Below are 20786 nucleotides of genomic sequence, written 5' to 3' on the forward strand. Positions count from 1 at the left end.
TTCCAATATGTCAAGTCATGGCGGCCCGCCTACTGCAGAAATGATAGGAGTGCACCATGGCTGGCGCTCTGCGCAAGACAATGATCTATCTTGGGCTCGCCGACGGCGATGAACACTACGAATCTGAGCAGTCCGTCGCCGCGCACCACGACGAAGAACGCCCCCAGACACAGGATCGGGAAGAGCGACGCGCGCCCGCTCCCGTCCGGGAAGTTGTCCGTGAAATGCCCCCTGTTGAGGTCGAAGAGGAATACCGCGCACCCGTGACACCAATTAAGCGTGCGGCGTCCAGCCGCGAAGATGCCTCTGGCTTGAGGCAGATCACCACCGTTCATCCCCGCTCCTACAACGATGCCAAGGTCATCGGTGAAAGTTTCAGGGATGGCATTCCGGTCATCATGAACGTCACCGACATGGGTGAAGCGGACGCCAAGCGCCTGGTGGACTTCTCCGCCGGCCTGGTCTTCGGCCTGCACGGCAGTATCGAGCGGGTTACCAACAAGGTCTTCCTGTTGTCGCCGTCGTACGTTGAAGTCATCGGAGATGACAAGAAGGCCAGCGAAACGCAGGCCAGCTTCTTCAATCAGAGCTGACAACAGTCTTTTCGCGGATGCCAGGCGGGTCAACCTGCCTGGCATCTGTGTTGCAATAGTAGGGACCGATCCGCATTCCGGAACAAGTGGGAGATCTGAGCTAACTCGTGGGCATTGTTTTCGGCCTTATCCATATTGTGTTGTTTCTGTTCTTCATCACCCTGATCATCCGCCTGGTCTTTGAATGGGTGCAGATGTTTGCGCGCCAGTGGCGCCCCAGGGGTGTGGCATTGGTTACAGCACATGTGGTCTACTCCGTCACGGATCCTCCCCTGGGAAGGCTTCGTCGACTGATACCGCCATTGCAGCTGGGTGGAATATCCCTGGATTTGGGCTTCCTGATCCTGATCATTGCCGTGAGCATCGCCATGGCAGTGACCTTCAGCCTGGCCTGATTGCCCGCGGAACCTGGACCACCGATGGTTCACAGGCCGCAAATTCTCCAAATCAACACGATGGTGTTGAATTGGAGGAACAAGATGTTATTTAGGTACCGTAGTTTTGAACGGCCGGAAGGCCTACTGACTAACTAGACCAACGAGGTGACCAGATGGCTTTGACGCCAGAAGACGTTGTCAACAAGCGCTTTCAGCCGACCAAGTTCCGCGAAGGCTACGACCAGGACGAGGTCGATGACTTCCTGGACGAGATCGTGGTGGAACTGCGCCGCTTGAACCAGGAAAATGACGAGCTCCGCAAGAAGCTCGGCGAGGCTGGTTCGGCTGTGCCCGCTGCAACTGCTGCGGCTCCGGTCGTCGAGAAGGTTCCGGCTCCCGTCAAGGTCGACAAGGAAGCCGAGGCGAAGGCCGAGGCTGAAGCGAAGGCCGCCGAAGCTGCCAAGAAGAAGGAAGCTGAGCAGGCTGCAGCCGCTGCCAAGGCCCCGGCCGCCAGCAACAGCGTTACCCCCTCCGCTGAATCCGCTGCAGGCCTGCTCGCCATGGCGCAGCAGATGCACGACAAGCACGTCTCCGACGGTGCGCAGCAGAAGGAAAAGATCATTGCCGAGGCTCAGATCGAGGCTTCCAGCCTCGTCAACGATGCCCAGGAAAAGTCCCGCAAGATCCTTGGTGCACTCGAGCAGCAGCGTTCCGTCCTGGAGCGCAAGGTTGAGCAGCTCCGTGGCTTCGAGCGTGACTACCGTTCACGCCTGAAGGCTTACATCGAAGGCCAGCTGCGCGATCTCGATGCCCGTGGTTCCGTTGCTGCCCCCGAGGTCGGCGAAGCAACCGCAGACGTTTAGCAAGTATTCTAAAAGCCGGTGGCTGAGGACTCCTCGGCCACCGGCCTTTGCTGTTAAAGACCAATAACAGACCGCCACGCCTCCCGAATGAAAGCACTATGACCGACGACCTAACTGACGACGCCTCACAGCCGGCACCCACCGTGCAACGTAAGTGGCGTCCGGCCATGCTGTGGCTTTTTGCCGGCTTCGCTGCGTTCGCTTACGCGTTTGACCAGCTCACCAAGCTCTGGGTTACGAGCACCATGACCGAGGGGGAGCGCATTCCGGTCCTGCCTCCGTTGCTGCACTGGTACTTCATCAGGAACTCCGGGGCCGCGTTCTCCATTGGCGAGAATGTGACGTGGATTTTCACGATCATTATGGCGGCGGTATCGGTGGCCATCCTGTTCCAGCTTCGTCGCCTGGGCTCTGCATGGTGGGCGCTCTCCTTGGGCCTTCTCCTGGGAGGAGCCCTGGGCAACCTGACGGACCGCTTGTTCCGGGAGCCTTCGTTCGCCATGGGTCACGTGGTCGATTTCATCCAGCTGCCGAATTTCGCCATCTTCAACATCGCTGACTCCGCGGTGGTGTCCGGCGTCGTCATCATCTGTTTGCTGACCTTGCGGGGTATTGGCATGGACGGCAAGCGCCATGTCGCCGCCGCGAAGTCTTCCAAGGACGCCAAGCCGGCCGGCGGAGGCCCCGCCGGTGAGTGACGCTGTGGTTGTACCTGACCATCTGGCCGGCGTCCGCGCGGATGCCGGACTGGCCCAGCTGCTGGACATATCCCGCTCGGCCGCGGCCCTGTTGATCGCCGAAGGGAACGTTACGAGCGCCGGTGCGCCCTTGGGGAAGTCGGCAAAGCTTGTGGCCGGTGCGGTGCTGGACGTCACGGTTCCCGACCGGCGTAACCCCCTTGAAGTGGTGGAGGAAGTTGTGGAAGGCCTGAAAATCCTGCTGGATGACGAAGACTTCGTTGTCATCGACAAGCCTGTGGGAGTTGCGGCGCATCCGTCTCCCGGGTGGGTTGGACCCACAGTGGTTGGCGGTCTCGCCGGGGCGGGGTACAGGATTTCCACGTCCGGAGCGCCGGAGCGCGCCGGCATCGTCCACAGGCTCGACGTTGGCACGTCCGGTGTCATGGTCGTAGCCAAGACCGAGCATGCGTACACGGTGCTCAAGCGGGCTTTCAAGGAGCGCACCGTGGACAAGGTTTACCACGCCGTTGTCCAAGGGCTGCCCGATCCCTTGGTCGGAACCATTGATGCACCGATCGGCCGGCACCCGGGCCACGACTGGCGCTTCGCCGTCATCGAGGACGGTCGTCCGTCCGTTACCCACTACGAGGTCCTGGAAGCCTTCGGCAAGGCGACCCTGGTGGAAGTCCATCTGGAGACCGGACGGACGCACCAGATCCGTGTCCACTTCTCGGCGCTGCGCCACCCGTGTGCCGGAGATCTCACCTATGGTGCCGATCCCCGTCTTGCGGCAACGCTGGGGCTGACCAGGCAGTGGCTGCACGCCCGCCAGCTCGGCTTCACGCACCCCCGCACCGGCGAATGGGTGGAAGTTGCCAGCGATTATCCGGCGGACCTCCAGTACGCCTTGGATCTGTTGGAAACAGGTTCGGCCTGATTCCATTGACCTGAAGTCCGGTGCCGTTGCGGTCCGTTTCCTCCCCGACCCGGGACGGTAGACTGTCGTGGTGACTTCCAGCAATGATTCGTTCGTCCACCTTCACACCCACACCGAATACTCCATGCTGGATGGAGCGGCACGGCTGGGGGAGTTGTTCGACGAAACTGAGCGCCTGGGCATGCCGGCCCTCGCAACCACAGACCACGGCTATTTGTTTGGCGCCTTCGACTTCTGGCGCAAGGCGACGGATAAAGGCATCAAGCCGATCATCGGCGTCGAAGCCTATGTGACCCCGGGAACGGCCCGCGGTGACAAAGAGCGGGTCCGTTGGGGCGATGAGAGCCAGCGCAAGGACGACGTTTCCGGCGGTGGCTCCTACACCCACATGACCCTGCTGAGCTACAACAACGTGGGCATGCGAAACCTGTTCCGGGCCTCGTCGATTGCGTCGTTGGATTCTGTTTTCGGTAAGTGGCCGCGCCTGGACCGTGAACTGCTCAACACCTATTCCGAAGGCCTCATTGCCACCACGGGTTGCCCCTCCGGAGAAGTCCAAACGAAGCTCCGCCTGGGACTCTACCGCGAGGCTGTGGAAGCCGCAGCCGAGTTCCGCGACATCTTCGGCGCGGAAAACTACTTCTGCGAGTTGATGGACCATGGTCTGGACATTGAGCGGCGCGTCACCGGTGACCTGCTCCGCCTGGCCAAGGAGCTCAACCTGCCGTTGGTGGCCACCAACGATCTCCACTACACACACGAACACGATGCCAAGGCGCACGAAGCCCTATTGGCCATCCAGTCCGGTTCCACTCTGCTCGAGCCAACCTACGACAACGGCGGGTCACGCTTCGCCTTCTCCGGCAGTGGCTACTACCTGAAATCACCGCAGGAAATGCGGGAGCTGTTCCGTGACCATCCGGAAGCCTGCGACAACACGCTCCTGATCGCCGAGCGCTGCGAAGTTTCCTTCAATACCGGTGCCAACTACATGCCCCGCTTCCCCTGCCCGCCAGGCGAAGACGAGACCTCGTGGCTGGTGAAGGAAGTCGACGCCGGCCTGAAGTACCGCTACCCCCAGGGCATCCCGGACAAGGTCCGCAAACAAGCCGATTACGAGCTTGGCGTCATCACCTCCATGGGTTTCCCCGGGTACTTCCTCGTGGTGGCCGACTTCATCAACTGGGCCAAGAACAACGGCATCCGGGTGGGTCCCGGACGTGGTTCCGGTGCCGGTTCCATGGTTGCCTACGCCATGCGCATCACCGACCTCGACCCCCTCCAGCACGGTCTGATCTTCGAACGCTTCCTCAACCCGGACCGCGTTTCCATGCCTGACTTCGACGTCGACTTCGATGATCGTCGCCGTTCGGAAGTGATCGACTACGTCACCAAGAAGTACGGCGACGAGCGCGTGGCGATGATCGTGACGTACGGAACCATCAAGACCAAGCAGGCGCTCAAGGACTCCTCCCGCGTGCTGGGCTATCCGTTCAGCATGGGCGAGCAGCTGACCAAGGCCCTGCCGCCGGCCGTCATGGCCAAGGACATTCCCCTCGCGGACATCCAGAATCCGGAGTCCAAGCGCTACAGCGAGGCCGGGGACTTCCGGCAGCTCATTGCCACCGACCCGGAGGCAGCCAAGGTCTTCGAGACGGCGCTGGGCATTGAGGGCCTGAAGCGCCAATGGGGTGTACACGCCGCCGGCGTCATCATGTCCTCGGACCCCATCATCGACGTTATTCCGATCATGCGGCGGTTCCAGGACGGCCAGGTCATCACCCAGTTCGACTACCCCACCTCTGAAGGCCTCGGCCTGATCAAGATGGACTTCCTGGGCCTCCGAAACCTCACGATCATTTCGGACGCCCTGGAAAACATCAAGATGAACCGTGGCGTGGACCTGGATCTCGAAAACCTTGCGCTGGACGACGCCGCGTCGTATGAGCTTCTGGCCCGCGGCGACACCCTGGGCGTGTTCCAGCTCGACGGCGGACCCATGCGGTCGCTGCTCAAGCTCATGAAGCCTGACAACTTCGAAGACATCTCCGCTGTCCTGGCCCTGTACCGGCCGGGTCCCATGGGCGCCAACGCCCACACGGACTATGCCTTGCGGAAGAACGGCATCCAGGAAGTCATTCCCATCCATCCGGAGCTGGAAGAGCCGCTCAAGGAGATCCTTGGTGGCACCTTCGGCCTGATCGTCTACCAAGAGCAAGTCATGGCCGTCGCCCAGAAACTGGCCGGTTACTCGCTTGGCCAGGCAGATATCCTTCGCCGCGCGATGGGTAAGAAGAAGAAATCCGAACTGGACAAGCAGTTCGCCGGGTTCTCCCAAGGCATGCAGGACAACGGCTACTCCATGGCCGCGGTCAAAACCCTCTGGGACATCCTGCTTCCGTTCTCCGACTACGCCTTCAACAAGGCGCACTCGGCCGCGTACGGGGTTATTTCGTACTGGACTGCCTACTTGAAGGCGCACTATGCACCGGAGTACATGGCGGCACTGCTGACCTCGGTGGGTGATGACAAGGACAAGTCCGCGATCTACCTCAATGAGTGCCGGCGCATGGGCATCACGGTGCTTCCGCCGGACGTCAACGAATCGTCGCTGAACTTCACCCCGGTGGGCCAGGACATCCGTTTCGGCATGGGAGCCATCCGCAACGTTGGTGTCAACGTGGTGGACGCGATGGTGTCCACCCGGGCAACGGAGGGAAACTACACGTCCTTCAAGGACTTCCTCCTCAAGGTCCCGGCGGTGGTGTGCAACAAGCGCACCATTGAATCGCTGATCAAGGCGGGCGCCTTCGATTCCCTCGGCCACCATCGCAGGGCGCTGGCGATGATCCACGAAGAAGCCATTGATTCGGTGATCACGCTCAAGCGAAACGAGGCCATTGGCCAGTTCGACCTCTTCGCCGGGTTCGAAGACCAGGAACCGGAAGCTTCGCTGACCACGGAAATTCCCGATCTCCCTGAATGGGAAAAGAAGGACAAACTCTCCTTCGAGCGCGACATGTTGGGACTGTACGTTTCAGACCACCCCCTGCAGGGGTTGGAGGGTGTCCTGAGCCAGCACGCCGAGCAGACCATTGCGTCGATCATCGCCGAGGACGGACCACACGACGGCGCCATTGTCACCATTGCAGGCATGATCACCTCCCTGAGCCGCAGGATCGCCAAGGCCAGCGGCAATGCCTATGCCAGGGCGGAGATCGAGGACCTCGGTGCATCAATGGAGGTCATGTTCTTCGGCCAGGTCTACGGCCCCATTGCTTCTGTGCTGGCCGAAGACCTGATCGTTGTGGTCAAGGGGCGCCTGCAGCGCCGGGATGACGGCGCCGTGACATTGAACTGCATGGAACTATCGGTGCCGGACCTGAGCGAAAGCGTCAACGGTCCCGTCGTGATCACCATTCCCACGTTCAAGGCCACGGAGGCAGTGGTAACGGATCTGCGGGACGTCCTTCGCACCCACCGCGGGAACTCGGAGGTCCGGTTGAAGCTGATGGGTGATACCAAGGTGGAGGTCATGGGATTGCCAGTGCATCTTCGGGTGAATCCCAGTCCGTCGCTCTTTGGAGACCTCAAGGTCCTGCTCGGTCCGGCCTGTCTGGACAACTGACAGCCGGGCCCGCGGTAGTCAGATCTCGTAGTCGAGCGGCGCAGGCTTGCTGTAAGCGCCGCCGTGGTACAGCAGCGGGGTCCCTTCCCCGCCGACTTGGCCGTCGACGACCTCGACCACAACCACTGCGTTGTTCTCAAAAGACAAGCGCATCTGGATCTTGCCGACCAGCCAGCCGCTGACGTCCTTGAGGATGGGAACGTCGTGGGGGCCGGGTTCCCAGTGGTCGCCGTCGAACCTGTCGCGGGTCCGTGCGAACCTGTCGGCCAACGCCTGGTTCTCCAGCCCCAGCATATGGACACCGATATATTCCGCGTTCGCGACGGCGGGCCAGGAACTGGAGCTCCTGGCCATGTTGAAGGTGAAACGGGGCGGCTCGGCGGACAGCGATGCCACGGATGTTGCGGTGAAACCAAAGGGTTTGCCGTTGAGGTTGGCCGTAATGATGGCGACTCCGGCGGCGTGCCTGCGGAACATCTCCCTGAAAGTCTGTTCGAAGCCGGATGGTTCGCTTGCCACGGTGGTGTTCTCCTGGGGTGGGCCTATGCTCTCCTCCCAGAGTATTCCTCCCACGCAGCGGTTCCCCTATTTTGCGGAGCCAGCGTGAACCTTTGTTAATGTGAGTGCATGACCGAGCCCAGTGTGAACCTCCAAGCTGCTTCCGAACCGGCTCCGGCCACCGCTTCCCGCCCGGCGCGGGACTTCCTTTGGCTGGTTGTCCCGGCCGCTTCCGGAATCGTTGTGGGGCTGCTCTGGTGGTTGCTGGCTCCGGGCGGCCTCAACCTCGTCTCCGGCAATCCCGAGCTGTCCAATCCTGACAACCCTGAGTCGTGGCTCCCGCGTGACCTGATCCTGGCGGCCTTGATGCTGGTATCGGGATGCGCTGCCGGGCTCATGCTCGATGGCAAGCTCGAGGGTGCCAGCGCCTCCCGGCGTTTGGTGTTGGCGCTTCTCGGGGGTGCGGCGGGTGCACTCCTCGCATGGCTGACCGGCTTGCTGGCCGCCCAGCTATGGGGTCCTCCAGCCAACCCGGCCCTCGGCCCTGGTTATGGGTTCACGCTCCGGTCCTATGCTGTCCTCCTGCTATGGACCGGTGCGACGGCGTTTGTCACCTTCGTCCTGTCTTTATTCGGGGTTCTCTCCAAGAAGCCCGTAAAATAGCGGGGTGACCACTTCCTCCGATACTTCCGCCCCAGCCGCCCTTAACTTCCGGAGCATTGACTTCCGGGGTCGTCGCCTCTCCCTGGCGGAACTCCGCGGAGCTGTTCCCAGGGCGCGCCATCAGACCATGGCGGATGCGGAACAGAAGGTCCAGGACATCATTGCCGCCGTTCGCAGCCGCGGGTTCAGTGCCTTGGCCGAGCTGGCACGCACGTTCGACGGCGTTGAGCAGTCGCATCCAAGGGTTTCCGCGGAGGCCCTGACCCAGGCTCTCGCCGGGCTTGATCCCAACGTCCGGGCCGCCCTTGAAGAGTCAATCAGCAGGGCTCGGCAGTTTGCCGACAGGCAGCGACCCCGCAACGTGGACGTTTCGCTGGGGGACGGTGCAGTCGTCAGCCAGAACTGGATTCCGGTGGGCCGGGTGGGGCTGTACGTTCCCGGGGGACTCGCTCCGTTGGCGTCCTCCGTCATCATGAACGTCGTTCCTGCGGTGGCCGCCGGCGTCGAATCCATCGCCCTGGCCTCACCGCCGCAGAAGGATTTTGGCGGACTTCCGCACCCCACTATTCTCGCGGCCGCCAAGCTTTTGGGCATTGATGAGGTCTACGCCATCGGCGGTGCGCAGGCCATTGTGTCCTTCGCCTACGGGATTCCGGGCTCGGGGGACGAGCTGCCCATCGAACCTGTGGACGTCGTGACAGGCCCGGGCAACATCTTCGTGGCCACGGCCAAGCGGCTGGTCAAGGGCGTGGTGGGTATTGACTCGGAGGCCGGCACTACGGAGATCGCCATCCTCGCCGACTCCACTGCCCAAGCCCCGCTTGTGGCGGCCGACCTCATCAGCCAGGCAGAGCACGATCCCAAAGCAGCCTCAGTCCTGGTGACGGATTCGACCGAACTCGCTGACGCCGTCGTGCGTGAGCTGGCGCGTCAGGCGGCGGCAACCAAGCACAGCGCCCGTGTTCTTGAGGCCCTCTCCGGCCCGCAGTCCGGCGTGGTCCTCGTGGATGATCTTGAGCAGGGGATTGCAGTCTGCAACGCCTACGCTGCGGAGCACCTGGAAATCATGACGGCGGATGCCGCAGCGGTAGCCGGACGCATCCACAACGCCGGGGCCATCTTCGTGGGGGATTACAGCCCTGTCAGCCTCGGCGACTACTGCGCCGGATCCAACCACGTCCTGCCCACCAGCGGCACGGCGGCGTTCTCCTCCGGACTGAACGTGACCACCTTCCTGCGGGCCGTCCAGGTCATCAAATATGACCGCGGTGCCCTGGAGGAGGTCAGCAGCCACATCGTGAGCCTGTCCGGTGCCGAGGACCTGCCGGGTCACGGAGATGCCGTGCGGATCCGCTTCGAATAGCAGGTCAACCACTACATATAAGGGTCACCACCACTACATGTAGTAATTACAAGCTTGTCATTACGGTGTGTACCTACGTAAACTGGTGCCGGAAGTGAATCTTCCGGCACCTTTTGCGCATCCGGCGGCTTGCCGGGTGGTGCCCGTGCCGGAGTTGTCAGGGGAGGCCCAGCGTGTATTGTCCGTTCTGCCGGAATCCCGATTCCCGTGTTGTCGACAGCCGCATGGCGGACGACGGCTCTTCCATTCGCCGCCGTCGGCAATGCCCGGAATGCGGCCGCCGCTTTACCACGGTGGAGACAACCAGCCTCTCCGTCATCAAACGCTCCGGCGTGGGTGAACCATTCAGCCGCATCAAGGTCATCAGTGGCGTCCGCAAGGCCTGCCAGGGGCGGCCGGTGACCGAGGACGACCTCGCCATGCTTGCCCAGGAAGTTGAAGAAAACATCCGCTCATCCGGCGCGGCGGAGATTGATGCCCACGAGGTCGGGCTCGCCATCCTTGGACCGCTCCGCAAATTGGACGAGGTTGCCTACCTCCGCTTCGCCAGTGTGTACCAGGCCTTCGAATCATTGGAAGACTTCGAATCCGCTATTTCGCTGCTCCGACACGAGCATGAAGCTCACGCAAAAGCGGGCAGCAAGCAACCCAAAGGCTCCGAGGCGAGCCAACTCTAGCTCCGGTGGCGGCAGCGGAGGGGAAGCCGCAGCCGCCACCGGCACCAAGGCATGGCCGTATCAGCGGCCGCCGGAGACCGGCAGCACTGCACCCGTGATGTACCCGGCGTCATCGGACATCAGCCACGTCACAGCTGCCGCGATTTCCTCGGGTTCGGCTCCGCGGCCCATGGGAATGGTGGGATTGAGCCTCTCCACACGATCCGGCATTCCGGCTGCGGCATGCAACCCGGTGTTCGTGCTTCCGGGCGCTACGGCGTTAACCCGGATTCCCTGTTTGGCGACCTCGGCAGCCAGGCCCACGGTCAGAACGTCCACTGCGCCTTTGGTTGCGGCGTAGTGGACCCAGGTTCCGGGAGAACCGGCTTTGGTGGCCGTCGACGAAATATTGATGATGGAACCGCCGGGTCCGCCGGAATCCAACGAGAGCCTCCGGACAGCTTCCTGGCACATATAGATCAGGCCGGCGATGTTAACGTCGCATACCCGCTGCACGGTCCCGGCAGGTACGTCCACCAGCGGCCCGATCAGATCGCCCGTGATGGCTGCGTTGTTGATAACGGCAGTCACGGGTCCGCGGCGCGCAGCTTCGTCAAACAAACGCTCGACGTCGGCGGGTTGGCTGACGTCTGCCCGGACGGCGTGTGCCTCGCCGCCGCGGGCGCGGATGCTGTTAACCACGGCATCCGCGCCCGCGGCGTCAGACGAGTAATTGACGACGACACCGTATCCCGCCAAGGCCGCTGCTTGGGCGACGGCAGCGCCAATCCCGCGGCTTGCGCCGGTGACGATCGCGATGCCTGAGCCGCTTTCTGTAGCCTCGGCCATGTCCGGGTTACTTGGCGAGTTTGTGGTGCAGGGCAACTTCGAGGGCTGCGCCCACGATGCCGGCGTCGTTCTTCAACTTTGCAGTCACGATCCTGGTACGGAGGTCCAGGTGCGGGAAGTACTCGTCCGAGCGCTTGGAGATGCCACCGCCCACGATGAAGAGCTCAGGGGAGAACAGGAATTCCACGTGCTGGAGGTAGCGGTTGAGCAACACGCCGTACTCGTCCCAGCTGAGGCCATCCCGTTCGCGGGCCACGGCGGAGGCTTTGGTTTCGGCGTCATGTCCGTCCACCTCAAGGTGGCCGAGCTCGGCGTTGGGGACCAGCTGGCCGTTGAAGATGAATGCTGACCCGATGCCCGTTCCCAGGGTGATCACCAGGACGGTACCGTCGACACCTTCACCGGCTCCGTAACGTGCTTCCGCGAGGCCCGCTGCGTCGGCGTCGTTGATGACCTCAACCGGACGGCCGAGGCGCTCGGTGAACTTCTTGTCTATGTCGGTTTCGAGCCAGGACTTGTCCACATTTGCTGCGGAGTGGACAACGCCGTGCTGGATGATGCCGGGAAAAGTGACGCCCACCGGGGAGTCCGCTGCCGGGGCCTCGGGACGCTTGGACAGCTCCGCGACAATCTCGGCTACGACATCGGCCACCGCTTCCGGTGTAGCAGGCTGCGGTGTGGGGACCCGGAAGCGGTCGCCGATCAGCTTCCCCTTCTTGAGGTCGACGATGCCGCCTTTGATGCCGGTACCGCCGATGTCGATACCGATCAGCGGCGCGTTCTTGTGGGTTTTCTCATCCTTCTTGGACAATGCATTTCCGATCATGGCAGGAGGGGATGGGCAAGGCACAGCCGGCCGGGCTGCTTGGACCTTCCGGTGAGCTCAGGGAAGGGTAAGGATTTCCGCGCCGGTCTCAGTGACCAGCAGCGTGTGTTCGAACTGGGCCGTTCGTTTGTGGTCGCGGGTGACGACTGTCCAGTCATCTGCCCACATATCCCATTCGATGGTGCCGAGGGTAAGCATGGGCTCGATGGTGAACACCATGCCCGCCTCGATCACGGTGTTGTATGCCGGGGCTGCGTCGTAATGCGGAATGATGAGGCCCGTGTGGAAGGCCTCACCCACGCCGTGGCCTGTGAAGTCCCGGACCACACCATAACCGAAGCGCTTGGCGTAGGACTGGATGGCACGGCCGATTACGTTGATTTCGCGGCCCGGGGCCACGGCCTTGATGGCCCGGTTGAGCGACTCCTGCGTACGCTCAACCAGCAGACGGGACTCTTCATCCACGTCGCCAACCAGGAAAGTGTAGTTGGTATCCCCATGCACACCGTCAATAAAGGCGGTGATGTCGATGTTAAGAATGTCGCCGTCCTGGACCACGGTGGAGTCCGGGATGCCGTGGCAAATCACCTCGTTGAGGGATGAGCAGAGGGACTTGGGGAACCCCCGGTAGCCCAGGGTGGACGGGTAGGCGTTGTGATCCAGGAGGAACTCGTGGCCGATCTTGTCCAGCTGGTCGGTAGTGACACCCGGCTGGATGTGCTTTCCTACTTCTACTATCGCCTGGGCGGCAATCCTGCCTGCTACGCGGATCTTCTCAATCGTCTCCGGCGACTTCACTTCGGAGCCCGTGAACTTCGCAGGCGCCTTCTTGCCGACGTACTCCGGCCGGGGAATCGATGCGGGGACGGGGCGTTCAGGGCTGATGGTTCCCGGGGTGAGGGCGCCAATGGGTGCAGTCGAAGCAAGAGAAGGCATAGATTGATCATATAAGGCACGCAAGAGACGTAAGTAACAATGCACGGCAAGGCTCCTGTGGCCGCGCCAACGTTACGCGTTCAACGGCCCCGGCGATGAGGAGGAGACGTGACGGAGTACTGGTACAACGTCAAGACGCACGAGATCGAAGAGGACGCCATGTCCGATTGGACCCAGCTGATTGGCCCCTACAAAACCAGGGAAGAAGCCGAGCACGCATTGGAGAAGGTCAAAGCCCGCAATGACGCCTGGGATGCCCAGGACGACGATTAGCCAAGGCCTGCCTAGAAGGAGTGTTCCGGTCCGGGGAACTGCCCGGACCGGACGTCCTCGCCGAATGCGGCAGCTGCGTCGGTCAGGGTTGTGCGCAGGTCTGCGTACTGCTTGACGAACTTGGCCATCTTGCCGCCCCGGAGTCCCGCCATGTCCTGCCAGACGAGGACCTGGCCCGTGGTGCTCTTGCCTGCTCCGATGCCCACCGTTGGTACGCGCAACGCAGCGTCCACAATGGCGGCCGTTTCCGCGGGGACCATTTCCATCAGGACGCTGAACGCTCCGGCATCCTGGAGGGCCACAGCGTCGTCCACGAGCCGCTGCGCGTCATCCCCACGCCCCTGGACGCGGTAACCGCCGAGGGAGTGTTCGCTTTGCGGTGTGAAGCCGATATGCGCCATGACGGGGATGCCTGCCTGGACCATCGCTTTGACAGTGTCCGCGTAGTACGCGGTTCCCTCGATCTTGACCGCGTGTGCAAGGCCTTCCTTCAGGAAGCGCACGCCGGTAGCCACGGCCTGGCCGGGAGAGACCTCATAACTGCCGAAAGGCAGGTCGGCAATGACCAATGCCCGCTTGGCTGCGCGGCTCACTGCCCGGGTCAGGGGAAGAAGCTCATCCACGGTGACGGGAAGGCTGGTTTCGTTGCCGAAGACGTTGTTGGACGCCGAATCGCCGACAAGCAGCACTTCGATTCCCGCTTGGTCGAAGATCTCCGCCGCGTACTGCTCATACGCGGTCAGCATGGCGAAGTGTTCGCCGTTGTCCTTGGCCTGCTGGAGGTGGTGGATCCGTATCCGGCCGGCCGGCTTCCTGCCGGTCGCTGATGGCGCCTGCGCACCGGTTCCGGGACCGCTTCCGTAAGGGGCGGAAACTTCGGCGGGCGTGGTGGACTCAGGAAGGTTGCTCGGGGCCATGGATAGAGCCTAAGCGGTGCCGACGGCGGCTGCCAGCAGTGTGCCCAGCGTCACCTTTTGTAAACGGTGTGTTACACGCAGCTACTGCTGCGGCTTTAGGGGGGAACTCTTAGTAGAGTGAAGGCTGAGCTGCCGTGGCTTCTGTCCCTTGAAACCAGCGGCATGGACAACGAATCGGAAAAGAGGCCCTATGGACCGCCAGCAAGAGTTCGTTCTGCGGACAATCGAAGAGCGTGACGTGCGCTTCGTACGCTTGTGGTTCACCGACGTCGTGGGTTCCCTTAAATCGGTGGCGCTTGCGCCCGCCGAAGTCGAGGGTGCCTTTGAAGAAGGCCTTGGCTTTGATGGCTCAGCGATCGAGGGCCTGGCGCGTGTGTTCGAATCCGACATGCTCGCGCAGCCGGATCCCTCCACCTTCCAGATCCTGCCCTGGCGTGGTGAGACCGAACAAACCTCAAGGATGTTCTGCGACATCCTGACTCCGGACGGCGAACCGTCGGCCGCGGACCCCCGCAACGTCCTCAAGCGGACCTTGGCAAAGGCCGCGGACATGGGCTTCACCTGCTACACCCACCCTGAGATCGAGTTCTACCTGCTCAAGTCCAAGGACCTGGGCCCGGATGGCTCGCCGGTACCTGTGGACGAGGGCGGCTACTTCGACCACGTTCCCGGTGGTGTGGCACAGGACTTCCGCCGTACTGCGGTCACCATGCTCGAATCCGTGGGCATCTCCGTGGAGTTCAGCCACCACGAGGGCGGCCCGGGGCAGAACGAGATCGACCTTCGTTACGCCGATGCGCTTCAGACCGCGGACAACATCATGACTTTCCGTACCGTCATCAAGGAAGTTGCGCTCCAGCAGGGTACCTACGCCACGTTCATGCCCAAGCCGTTCACCGACCACCCCGGTTCCGGCATGCACACGCACTTTTCGCTGTTCGAGGGCGACACCAACGCATTCTTCGAAGCCGGTGCGGAGTTCCAGCTCTCCAAGACCGCACGCCAGTTCATTGCCGGGATCCTCAAGCACGCTCCGGAATTCACGGCTGTCACCAACCAGTTCGTGAACTCCTACAAGCGGCTTTGGGGCGGCGGCGAGGCCCCGAGCTACCTGAGCTGGGGACACAACAACCGGTCTGCGCTGGTGCGCGTTCCGCTCTACAAGCCCGGCAAGGGACAGTCTGCGCGGATCGAATACCGTGGCATCGACTCCGCCACCAACCCTTACCTGGCCTACGCCGTGTTGCTCGGGGCGGGCCTGAAGGGCATCGAGGAGGGCTATGAGCTTCCCGCTGCCGCTGAGGACGACGTATGGTCACTGACCACCGCGGAGCGCAAGGCGATGGGGCACGCGCCTCTTCCGGCCAGCCTCCACGACGCCATCCGGGCAATGGAGGAATCCGAACTGGTGGCCGAAATCCTTGGCGAGCAGGTTTTCGAGCACTTCCTCCGCAACAAGCGGGCAGAGTGGCAGGATTACAGGCTCCAGGTCACCCCCTATGAGCTGCAGCGCAACCTCGGCATTCTTTAGGCAGGGCCAGTGAGCCTTGCACGACGGCTCATCTCAGCCGGATTCAGCGACCTTGAGAAGGGGGAGCGCTTCCTTGCTGCCCCCGAGCTTGAGGGTATTGACGAGGACGCACTGTTTGCCGGCCTTTCCATGGCTGCCAGTCCCGATACGGCCCTGCAGTCACTGGTCCGGCTCATTGAGAAGAATCCTGGCCTGAAGAAGCTGGCCGCGGCGGATCCGGACACCTGCGAGCCCCTGTACCGTTTGCTGGGGGCCTCGGAGGCGCTGGGGGAGTTCCTGATGCGCCGGCCTGAGCACCTGGACGTCTTTGATGCTCCTGTCAGTCCGGAGCCCCTGCAGGCTTCCAGCGACGAGCTCCGCGCCACACTGCTTCGTTCCGTCAAGGCTGAGCCCGGCGCCCACAGGCCCGTGGCAGGCATCACCGGGCAGCCCGCCTATGCCGCCTTGCGGACGGCGTACCGCCGGGGCCTGACTGAGCTCGCCATCAAAGACCTGTGCGCAGCTTCGCCCCAGGACTTCATGCCTGCAGCCGGAGCTGAACTGGCCGACCTCGCCGGTGCCGCGATCGAAGCCGCCCTTGCTGTATCCCGGGCTGAAGCGGCAGGCCAATACGACGCTGACGACATCGCCGACGTCGGACTGGCCGTCATCGGCATGGGCAAATGCGGAGCCCGCGAGCTGAACTACATTTCGGACGTCGATGTCATCTATGTCATCGAGTCCGAAGAGCTGGAGGATGCCCGGGCGTCCACGATCGGGACGGCCCTGGCCTCGGGTATTTCCCGGGCAATTTCCTCCTTTGCTCCCGAACCAGGCCTCTGGGAAGTGGATGCGAATCTCCGCCCGGAAGGAAAATCGGGCCCTCTTGTACGCACCCTTCCTTCCCACCTGAGCTACTACGCCCGGTGGGCCGAAAGCTGGGAGTTCCAGGCGCTGCTCAAGGCGCGGACCATCGCCGGCGACCGGGAACTTGGCCAGCGCTATGAAAAGGCCGTGGAGCCGTTGGTCTGGTCTTCTGCCGGCCGTGAGGGCTTTGTGGAGTCCGTGCAGGCGATGCGCCGCAGGGTGACCGACTACATCCCCGCATCCGAGGAGCAGCGGCAGATCAAGCTGGGACGTGGCGGACTGCGGGATGTCGAGTTCACCGTCCAGTTGCTGCAGTTGGTACACGGCAAGTCCGATGAATCCCTCCGCTGCAAAGACACGACGTCGGCCATCGCCGCACTTTCGGCGGGTGGCTACATCGGGCGTGCCGATGCCGCTGCCTTCGACAGCGCTTACCGGTACCTCCGCTTGCTGGAGCATCGGATCCAGCTGTTCCAGCTGCGGCGCACCCACCTGATGCCTGTGGCTGAGGATGCCCAGCGGTTCCTGGCCAAAGCTGTCCTGGGTCCGTTTTCCCTTGAGCGCCCCCATCCGGACCAGCTCATGGCTGCATGGCAAAAGACCAAGAAGTCCGTGCGGGAACTCCATGAACGGATCTTCTACCGTCCGCTGCTCAACACTGCTGCGAAGTTGAGCAGCGAAGACGCAAAGCTCAGTCCTGAGGCAGCCCAAGGCCGGCTGGCGGCTCTCGGCTACCTGGATCCCCAGGGAGCTCTGCGACACATTGAAGCTTTGACGGCGGGCGTCAGCCGCCGTGCTGCTTTGCAACGGCAGTTGCTGCCGATCCTTCTTGGTTGGCTTGCTGAGGGCGTCGACCCCGATGCCGGCCTGCTTGCGTTCCGCCGGGTCAGCGAAGCCCTTGGCACCACGCACTGGTACCTGGGCCTGCTCCGTGATTCGCAGGCTGCCGCCGAACGCCTATGCCAGGTCCTGGCCAATTCCCGTTTGATTTCGGACCTCCTGGAAGTATCACCGGAGTCCGTGGCGTGGCTTGGCAGCGACAAGGAATTGGCCCCCGTTCGTTTCGAAGCCCAATGGCAGGAAATCCAATCCAAGCTGTCCCGGCATCCTGACCCTGAGAGTGCCATGAGGCTTATCCGGTTGATCCGGCGACGCGAGATCCTCAGGACGGCCATTGCGGACAGCGCCGGACTCCTTGACCAGGACGCCGTCGGTTTGGCTTTGGCCGAGACTGACCGCGCTGCCGTACTGGGAGCCCTGCATGTGGCCGAGGCCGTAGTGGCTGGCTCAGGCCCGTTGAAAACCGATGTACTTGTGGTTGCCATGGGTAGGCAGGGCGGCCGCGAGATCGGCTACGGCTCGGACGCGGACGTTATGTATGTGCACCGTGCCCGCCCTGGCTTCAGCGATGCCGAGGCGCAGGAACAGGCGACGGCGATCGTCGCCAAGGTCTCCGGCTTCCTCACCCAGCCGCTCAAGCCGGCAATCATGGCCGAGCGGGTGCTGATGGTGGACGCCGACCTCCGGCCGGAAGGCAAGAACGGTGCGATGGTGCGGTCCTTGGACTCCTACGCGGAGTATTACCGCCGGTGGTCCTTGATCTGGGAAGCCCAGGCGCTGCTGCGTGCCCGTCCCATGGCTGGTTCGGATGAGTTGGCGGCAGACTTCGTTAAGCTGATCGATCCCATCCGGTATCCGCAGGAACTGCAGGAGCAGGATGTTCGGGAGATCCGGCGGATCAAGGCGCGGGTAGAGTCCGAACGGCTGCCCCGGGGCGCAGATCCCGCCAGACACGTCAAGCTTGGCCGTGGTGGTCTGAGCGACGTCGAGTGGCTGGTGCAGCTGCTTCAGTTGCAGCATGCCGGGAAGCATCCCGCTTTGCGGACCAGCTCCACCCTTGAGGCCCTGGCTGCCGCTGAGGAGTTGGGGTTCATCGGCAGGGACGACGCGGCACTGCTGCGGGATGCTTGGCGTCTGGCCAGCCGCATCCGGTCGGCCAATGTGATCGTGACCGGGCGTGCCTCAGATGTCCTGCCTTCCTCGCGCAAGGACCTTGAAGCTGTTGCGCGTTGGTGCGGCTACCCGCCCGGGAACGCCGGCCATTTTGAGGAGGACTACCTCCGGCTGAGTCGTCGGGCCAGGGCGGTTTTCGAGAAGATGTTCTACGCCACCTAAGGCCAAAGGGATTACGGGCTACTTCGTGACAGCGGCCGAGACGGCCAGCTCCCGGGCATGCCGCAGCATCGTCACCACCGGCACCCCGGTGACCAGCTCGCCGTCAACGACGTACCCTTCTTCGCGGTCTGTCAGTGCCTCCACCATGCGTTGGCGCCACATCGTCAATTCCGCCTGATGGGTTGCGTCGTCGGCGAGGTTGTTGCGTTCCTGCGGATCGGCGTCGAGGTCGAACAGTTCCTCAGCGCCTTCGCCCGAGCCCCATATGTACTTGTAACGGCCGTCCGTCAGCCAGTGCAGGTTTTGCCCCCAATACACGTGTTCGCCGTGCATTACCTCCCGAACGGCATCAGTGTTTTCACCACGAATGATTGATGCCAGGGACTTGCCGTCCACGGAATCGGGGATCGGGAGGCCGGCGAGCTCCAGCAGAGTGGGCATGATGTCCCTGAGTTCCACTACGTGGTCCACTACGGCTCCGCGGACGGCATGCACCGCGGTGGGTGCATTGGCGATGATGAATGGGACCCGGGCCGACCCCTCATAGGGCACGGCCTTGCGGAACATATGGTGATCGCCCATCATCTCCCCGTGGTCACTGGTAAAAGCGATCACGGTATTCCGGTCGAGACCGAAGTCCGCCAGCGACTCTTTGATCCGGTTGATCTGCAGATCAATCTGGGCCATCAGGCCGTAGTATCCCGCTCTGGCTCTATGTACAACGTGGTCGGGAATGGTGCCGTAGCTGGCTTGGTAGTCGCTGTCCTGCCGGTGGGCGTCCCAGTGGTGTTCCCAGTTGCCCTCCACGGCTTCGTAGGCGGGAATGCCGAGGTACTGTTCGAAAGCCCACGACGGCGGATCGTACGGCGGATGGGGGCGGTGGAAGGACAGATACAGGAAAAAGGGCTTCACGGGGTCCCGGCGGTGCATCCATTCAATGGCTTGCGTGCCGACCCAGTGCGACGGGTGCAGACTTTCAGCCTTGTCCCACGGGCGGGCGACGATGGAATTGCAGTTGACGCCGTGGTCGAAGTACTCGGCGTCGGGGCCCATGCCGGGTTGCCTGCGGAGCCATGGCACGTAGTCATCAAACATCGCGAAATGCTGTTGGTGCTCCCGGCGGGCGTGGTGGAGGTAGCCATCGTGGAGGATGACGTCGTCGAAACCGAGCCTGGAGCGTTCGGGCCACACGTGCATCTTTCCTATGGCCTGCGTGTGGTACCCGCCCTTTCTGAACTCCTCCTGTACCGTCACCGGGTGGACCGCATGGAAAGGAACGCCATCGTTGTAGCCAACCCGGCCATGCCTCTCCTGGGACTGTCCGGTGAACAGTGCTGCGCGGGCTGGCACACACGACGGCGTAGCAGAATAGCCTTTGGAGAATCGGACGCCGTTCCTGGCGAGTTCGTCGAGGTGGGGTGTCTCCACATAAGGGTGACCGTCCGAGGACAGGCAGTCGCCCCTCCATTCGTCAACGCAGATCAGGATGACGTTGGGCTGGCTCATCGAAGGGTTCCTTTGCCGTAGGAAACTGTTGAGACAACCCTAAGGGGAGGAAAGCACTTAATGCGTGAAGATGACTCAGAAGAATCTTTTTCAATCGGAAGCGATCAAGATCCTGTTAGCGATGTGTGGTTGATTCCGCTGAAGATGCTCGACGCCGACGCCCGTGCCATCCAGCTTGGCGCCGTGGCTGAACTGTCCGTTGGGGATGGGCAGCGGGAGTTTGTGGGGGATCCGTTGCGCATGATGCTGATAGCTCTGGAGGAAGAGTCCAGGCTGCCCTTTGTCATTGAGTCGGGTGGTGTGGGTGTAGGGGTGCTGACACTGCAGACCGGTGCGGCGTCGCTGGCGGGCTGGGGAGATGACGATTCGGCATGGCTGCTCAGGGGTTTCCTTATCGACGCCGGGAGCCAGGGGCGTGGTCTGGGTACCCGGGCTGCCCGCGCTGCCGTGGCCGAAGCCCGCAAGCTGACAGCGAGGCTGGGAGGCGGCCAGTCCGGCGTCGTGCTTTCTGTCAATGAGCGCAACCCTGCAGGGTTGGCCGCCTACAAGAAGGCCGGCTTTGTGGACGCCGGGCGGTATTCGGGCGGCAATTCCGGACCGCAGAGGACGATGTTCAAGTCCTTCCTGTGACGCGGTATTCATCGCCGTTGGCTGGCCGGAGTCACGCGT

General features: G+C 62.6%; 19 protein-coding genes. 13 read left to right on the forward strand and 6 right to left on the reverse strand.

Translation table 11 applies throughout. From position 1 onward, the window contains the following. Positions 1-56 precede the first annotated feature (56 nt). The 6 genes from ACNAOU_RS08645 to dnaE all read left to right on the forward strand — a co-directional run bounded on the left by ACNAOU_RS08645 (position 57) and on the right by dnaE (position 7078). Positions 57-593, forward strand: coding sequence for a cell division protein SepF (locus ACNAOU_RS08645; protein WP_018779300.1), 537 nt, complete (start codon positions 57-59; stop codon positions 591-593). 107 nt (positions 594-700) lie between these two features. Beyond that, positions 701-988, forward strand: coding sequence for a YggT family protein (locus ACNAOU_RS08650; RefSeq protein ID WP_018779301.1), 288 nt, complete (start codon positions 701-703; stop codon positions 986-988). Positions 989-1143: 155 nt separating this feature from the next. Next, positions 1144-1833, forward strand: coding sequence for a DivIVA domain-containing protein (locus ACNAOU_RS08655; protein WP_018779302.1), 690 nt, complete (start codon positions 1144-1146; stop codon positions 1831-1833). Positions 1834-1931: 98 nt separating this feature from the next. After that, positions 1932-2531 (forward strand): signal peptidase II, encoded by a 600-nt coding sequence (lspA, locus tag ACNAOU_RS08660; RefSeq protein WP_055977774.1) that lies wholly within the window; start codon positions 1932-1934, stop codon positions 2529-2531. Beyond that, entirely contained in the window at positions 2524-3450 is a 927-nt protein-coding gene (locus tag ACNAOU_RS08665) for an RluA family pseudouridine synthase (RefSeq protein ID WP_422758428.1), read from the forward strand. Before lspA ends, ACNAOU_RS08665 begins: the two co-directional genes overlap by 8 nt. 70 nt (positions 3451-3520) lie before the next feature. Continuing rightward, positions 3521-7078 carry a DNA polymerase III subunit alpha gene (dnaE, locus tag ACNAOU_RS08670; protein ID WP_026267382.1) on the forward strand — a complete coding sequence of 1186 codons (3558 nt, stop codon included), beginning with the start codon at positions 3521-3523 and terminating at the stop codon, positions 7076-7078. A gap of 18 nt (positions 7079-7096) precedes the next feature. Here the strand turns inward: dnaE and ACNAOU_RS08675 are convergent, their stop codons facing one another. Next, positions 7097-7597 (reverse strand): flavin reductase family protein, encoded by a 501-nt coding sequence (locus tag ACNAOU_RS08675; RefSeq protein WP_018779306.1) that lies wholly within the window; start codon positions 7595-7597, stop codon positions 7097-7099. Between the two features lie 108 nt (positions 7598-7705). Here ACNAOU_RS08675 and ACNAOU_RS08680 point away from each other — a divergent pair, with 108 nt between their 5' ends. From ACNAOU_RS08680 to nrdR, 3 genes are all read left to right on the forward strand, one after another. After that, complete coding sequence (locus tag ACNAOU_RS08680; RefSeq protein WP_018779307.1) at positions 7706-8239, forward strand: hypothetical protein; 534 nt, start codon at positions 7706-7708, stop codon at positions 8237-8239. 4 nt (positions 8240-8243) lie between these two features. Further along, positions 8244-9602, forward strand: a complete 1359-nt coding sequence (gene hisD, locus ACNAOU_RS08685; RefSeq protein WP_422758429.1) for a histidinol dehydrogenase — start codon at positions 8244-8246, stop codon at positions 9600-9602. Positions 9603-9775: 173 nt separating this feature from the next. Then, on the forward strand, positions 9776-10279 hold the full coding sequence (gene nrdR, locus ACNAOU_RS08690) for a transcriptional regulator NrdR (RefSeq protein WP_026267383.1): 504 nt from the start codon (positions 9776-9778) through the stop codon (positions 10277-10279). Between the two features lie 60 nt (positions 10280-10339). Here the strand turns inward: nrdR and ACNAOU_RS08695 are convergent, their stop codons facing one another. The 3 genes from ACNAOU_RS08695 to map form a co-directional block, all read right to left on the reverse strand. After that, the gene (locus ACNAOU_RS08695; RefSeq protein WP_422758430.1) at positions 10340-11107 is read right to left on the reverse strand and encodes an SDR family oxidoreductase; all 768 of its coding nucleotides are present in this window, start codon (positions 11105-11107) and stop codon (positions 10340-10342) included. 7 nt (positions 11108-11114) lie between these two features. Then, on the reverse strand, positions 11115-11918 hold the full coding sequence (ppgK, locus tag ACNAOU_RS08700) for a polyphosphate--glucose phosphotransferase (RefSeq protein ID WP_018779311.1): 804 nt from the start codon (positions 11916-11918) through the stop codon (positions 11115-11117). Between the two features lie 72 nt (positions 11919-11990). Then, positions 11991-12869 (reverse strand): type I methionyl aminopeptidase, encoded by an 879-nt coding sequence (gene map / locus ACNAOU_RS08705; RefSeq protein ID WP_055977766.1) that lies wholly within the window; start codon positions 12867-12869, stop codon positions 11991-11993. 108 nt (positions 12870-12977) lie between these two features. Here map and ACNAOU_RS08710 point away from each other — a divergent pair, with 108 nt between their 5' ends. Continuing rightward, positions 12978-13142, forward strand: coding sequence for an SPOR domain-containing protein (locus ACNAOU_RS08710; RefSeq protein ID WP_011774435.1), 165 nt, complete (start codon positions 12978-12980; stop codon positions 13140-13142). Positions 13143-13153: 11 nt separating this feature from the next. Here ACNAOU_RS08710 and panB read toward each other — a convergent pair whose 3' ends face one another. Beyond that, positions 13154-14059 carry a 3-methyl-2-oxobutanoate hydroxymethyltransferase gene (gene panB, locus ACNAOU_RS08715; protein WP_055977763.1) on the reverse strand — a complete coding sequence of 302 codons (906 nt, stop codon included), beginning with the start codon at positions 14057-14059 and terminating at the stop codon, positions 13154-13156. A gap of 190 nt (positions 14060-14249) precedes the next feature. On the opposite strand from panB, the gene glnA reads away from it, so the two are divergent. Both glnA and ACNAOU_RS08725 read left to right on the forward strand, forming a co-directional pair. Continuing rightward, entirely contained in the window at positions 14250-15590 is a 1341-nt protein-coding gene (glnA, locus tag ACNAOU_RS08720) for a type I glutamate--ammonia ligase (RefSeq protein WP_018779314.1), read from the forward strand. A 9-nt stretch (positions 15591-15599) separates the two neighbouring features. Beyond that, a complete protein-coding gene (locus ACNAOU_RS08725) occupies positions 15600-18611 on the forward strand; it encodes a bifunctional [glutamine synthetase] adenylyltransferase/[glutamine synthetase]-adenylyl-L-tyrosine phosphorylase (protein ID WP_416430045.1) in 3012 nt (1003 codons plus the stop codon). An 18-nt stretch (positions 18612-18629) separates the two neighbouring features. Here the strand turns inward: ACNAOU_RS08725 and ACNAOU_RS08730 are convergent, their stop codons facing one another. Next, on the reverse strand, positions 18630-20117 hold the full coding sequence (locus ACNAOU_RS08730; protein ID WP_422758431.1) for an arylsulfatase: 1488 nt from the start codon (positions 20115-20117) through the stop codon (positions 18630-18632). 60 nt (positions 20118-20177) lie between these two features. Between ACNAOU_RS08730 and ACNAOU_RS08735 the strand changes: the two genes are divergently transcribed. Beyond that, complete coding sequence (locus tag ACNAOU_RS08735) at positions 20178-20747, forward strand: GNAT family N-acetyltransferase (protein WP_422758432.1); 570 nt, start codon at positions 20178-20180, stop codon at positions 20745-20747. Positions 20748-20786 lie beyond the last annotated feature (39 nt).

The organism is Paenarthrobacter sp. C1, assembly GCF_049315185.1.
Lineage (GTDB): Bacteria > Actinomycetota > Actinomycetes > Actinomycetales > Micrococcaceae > Arthrobacter > Arthrobacter nicotinovorans.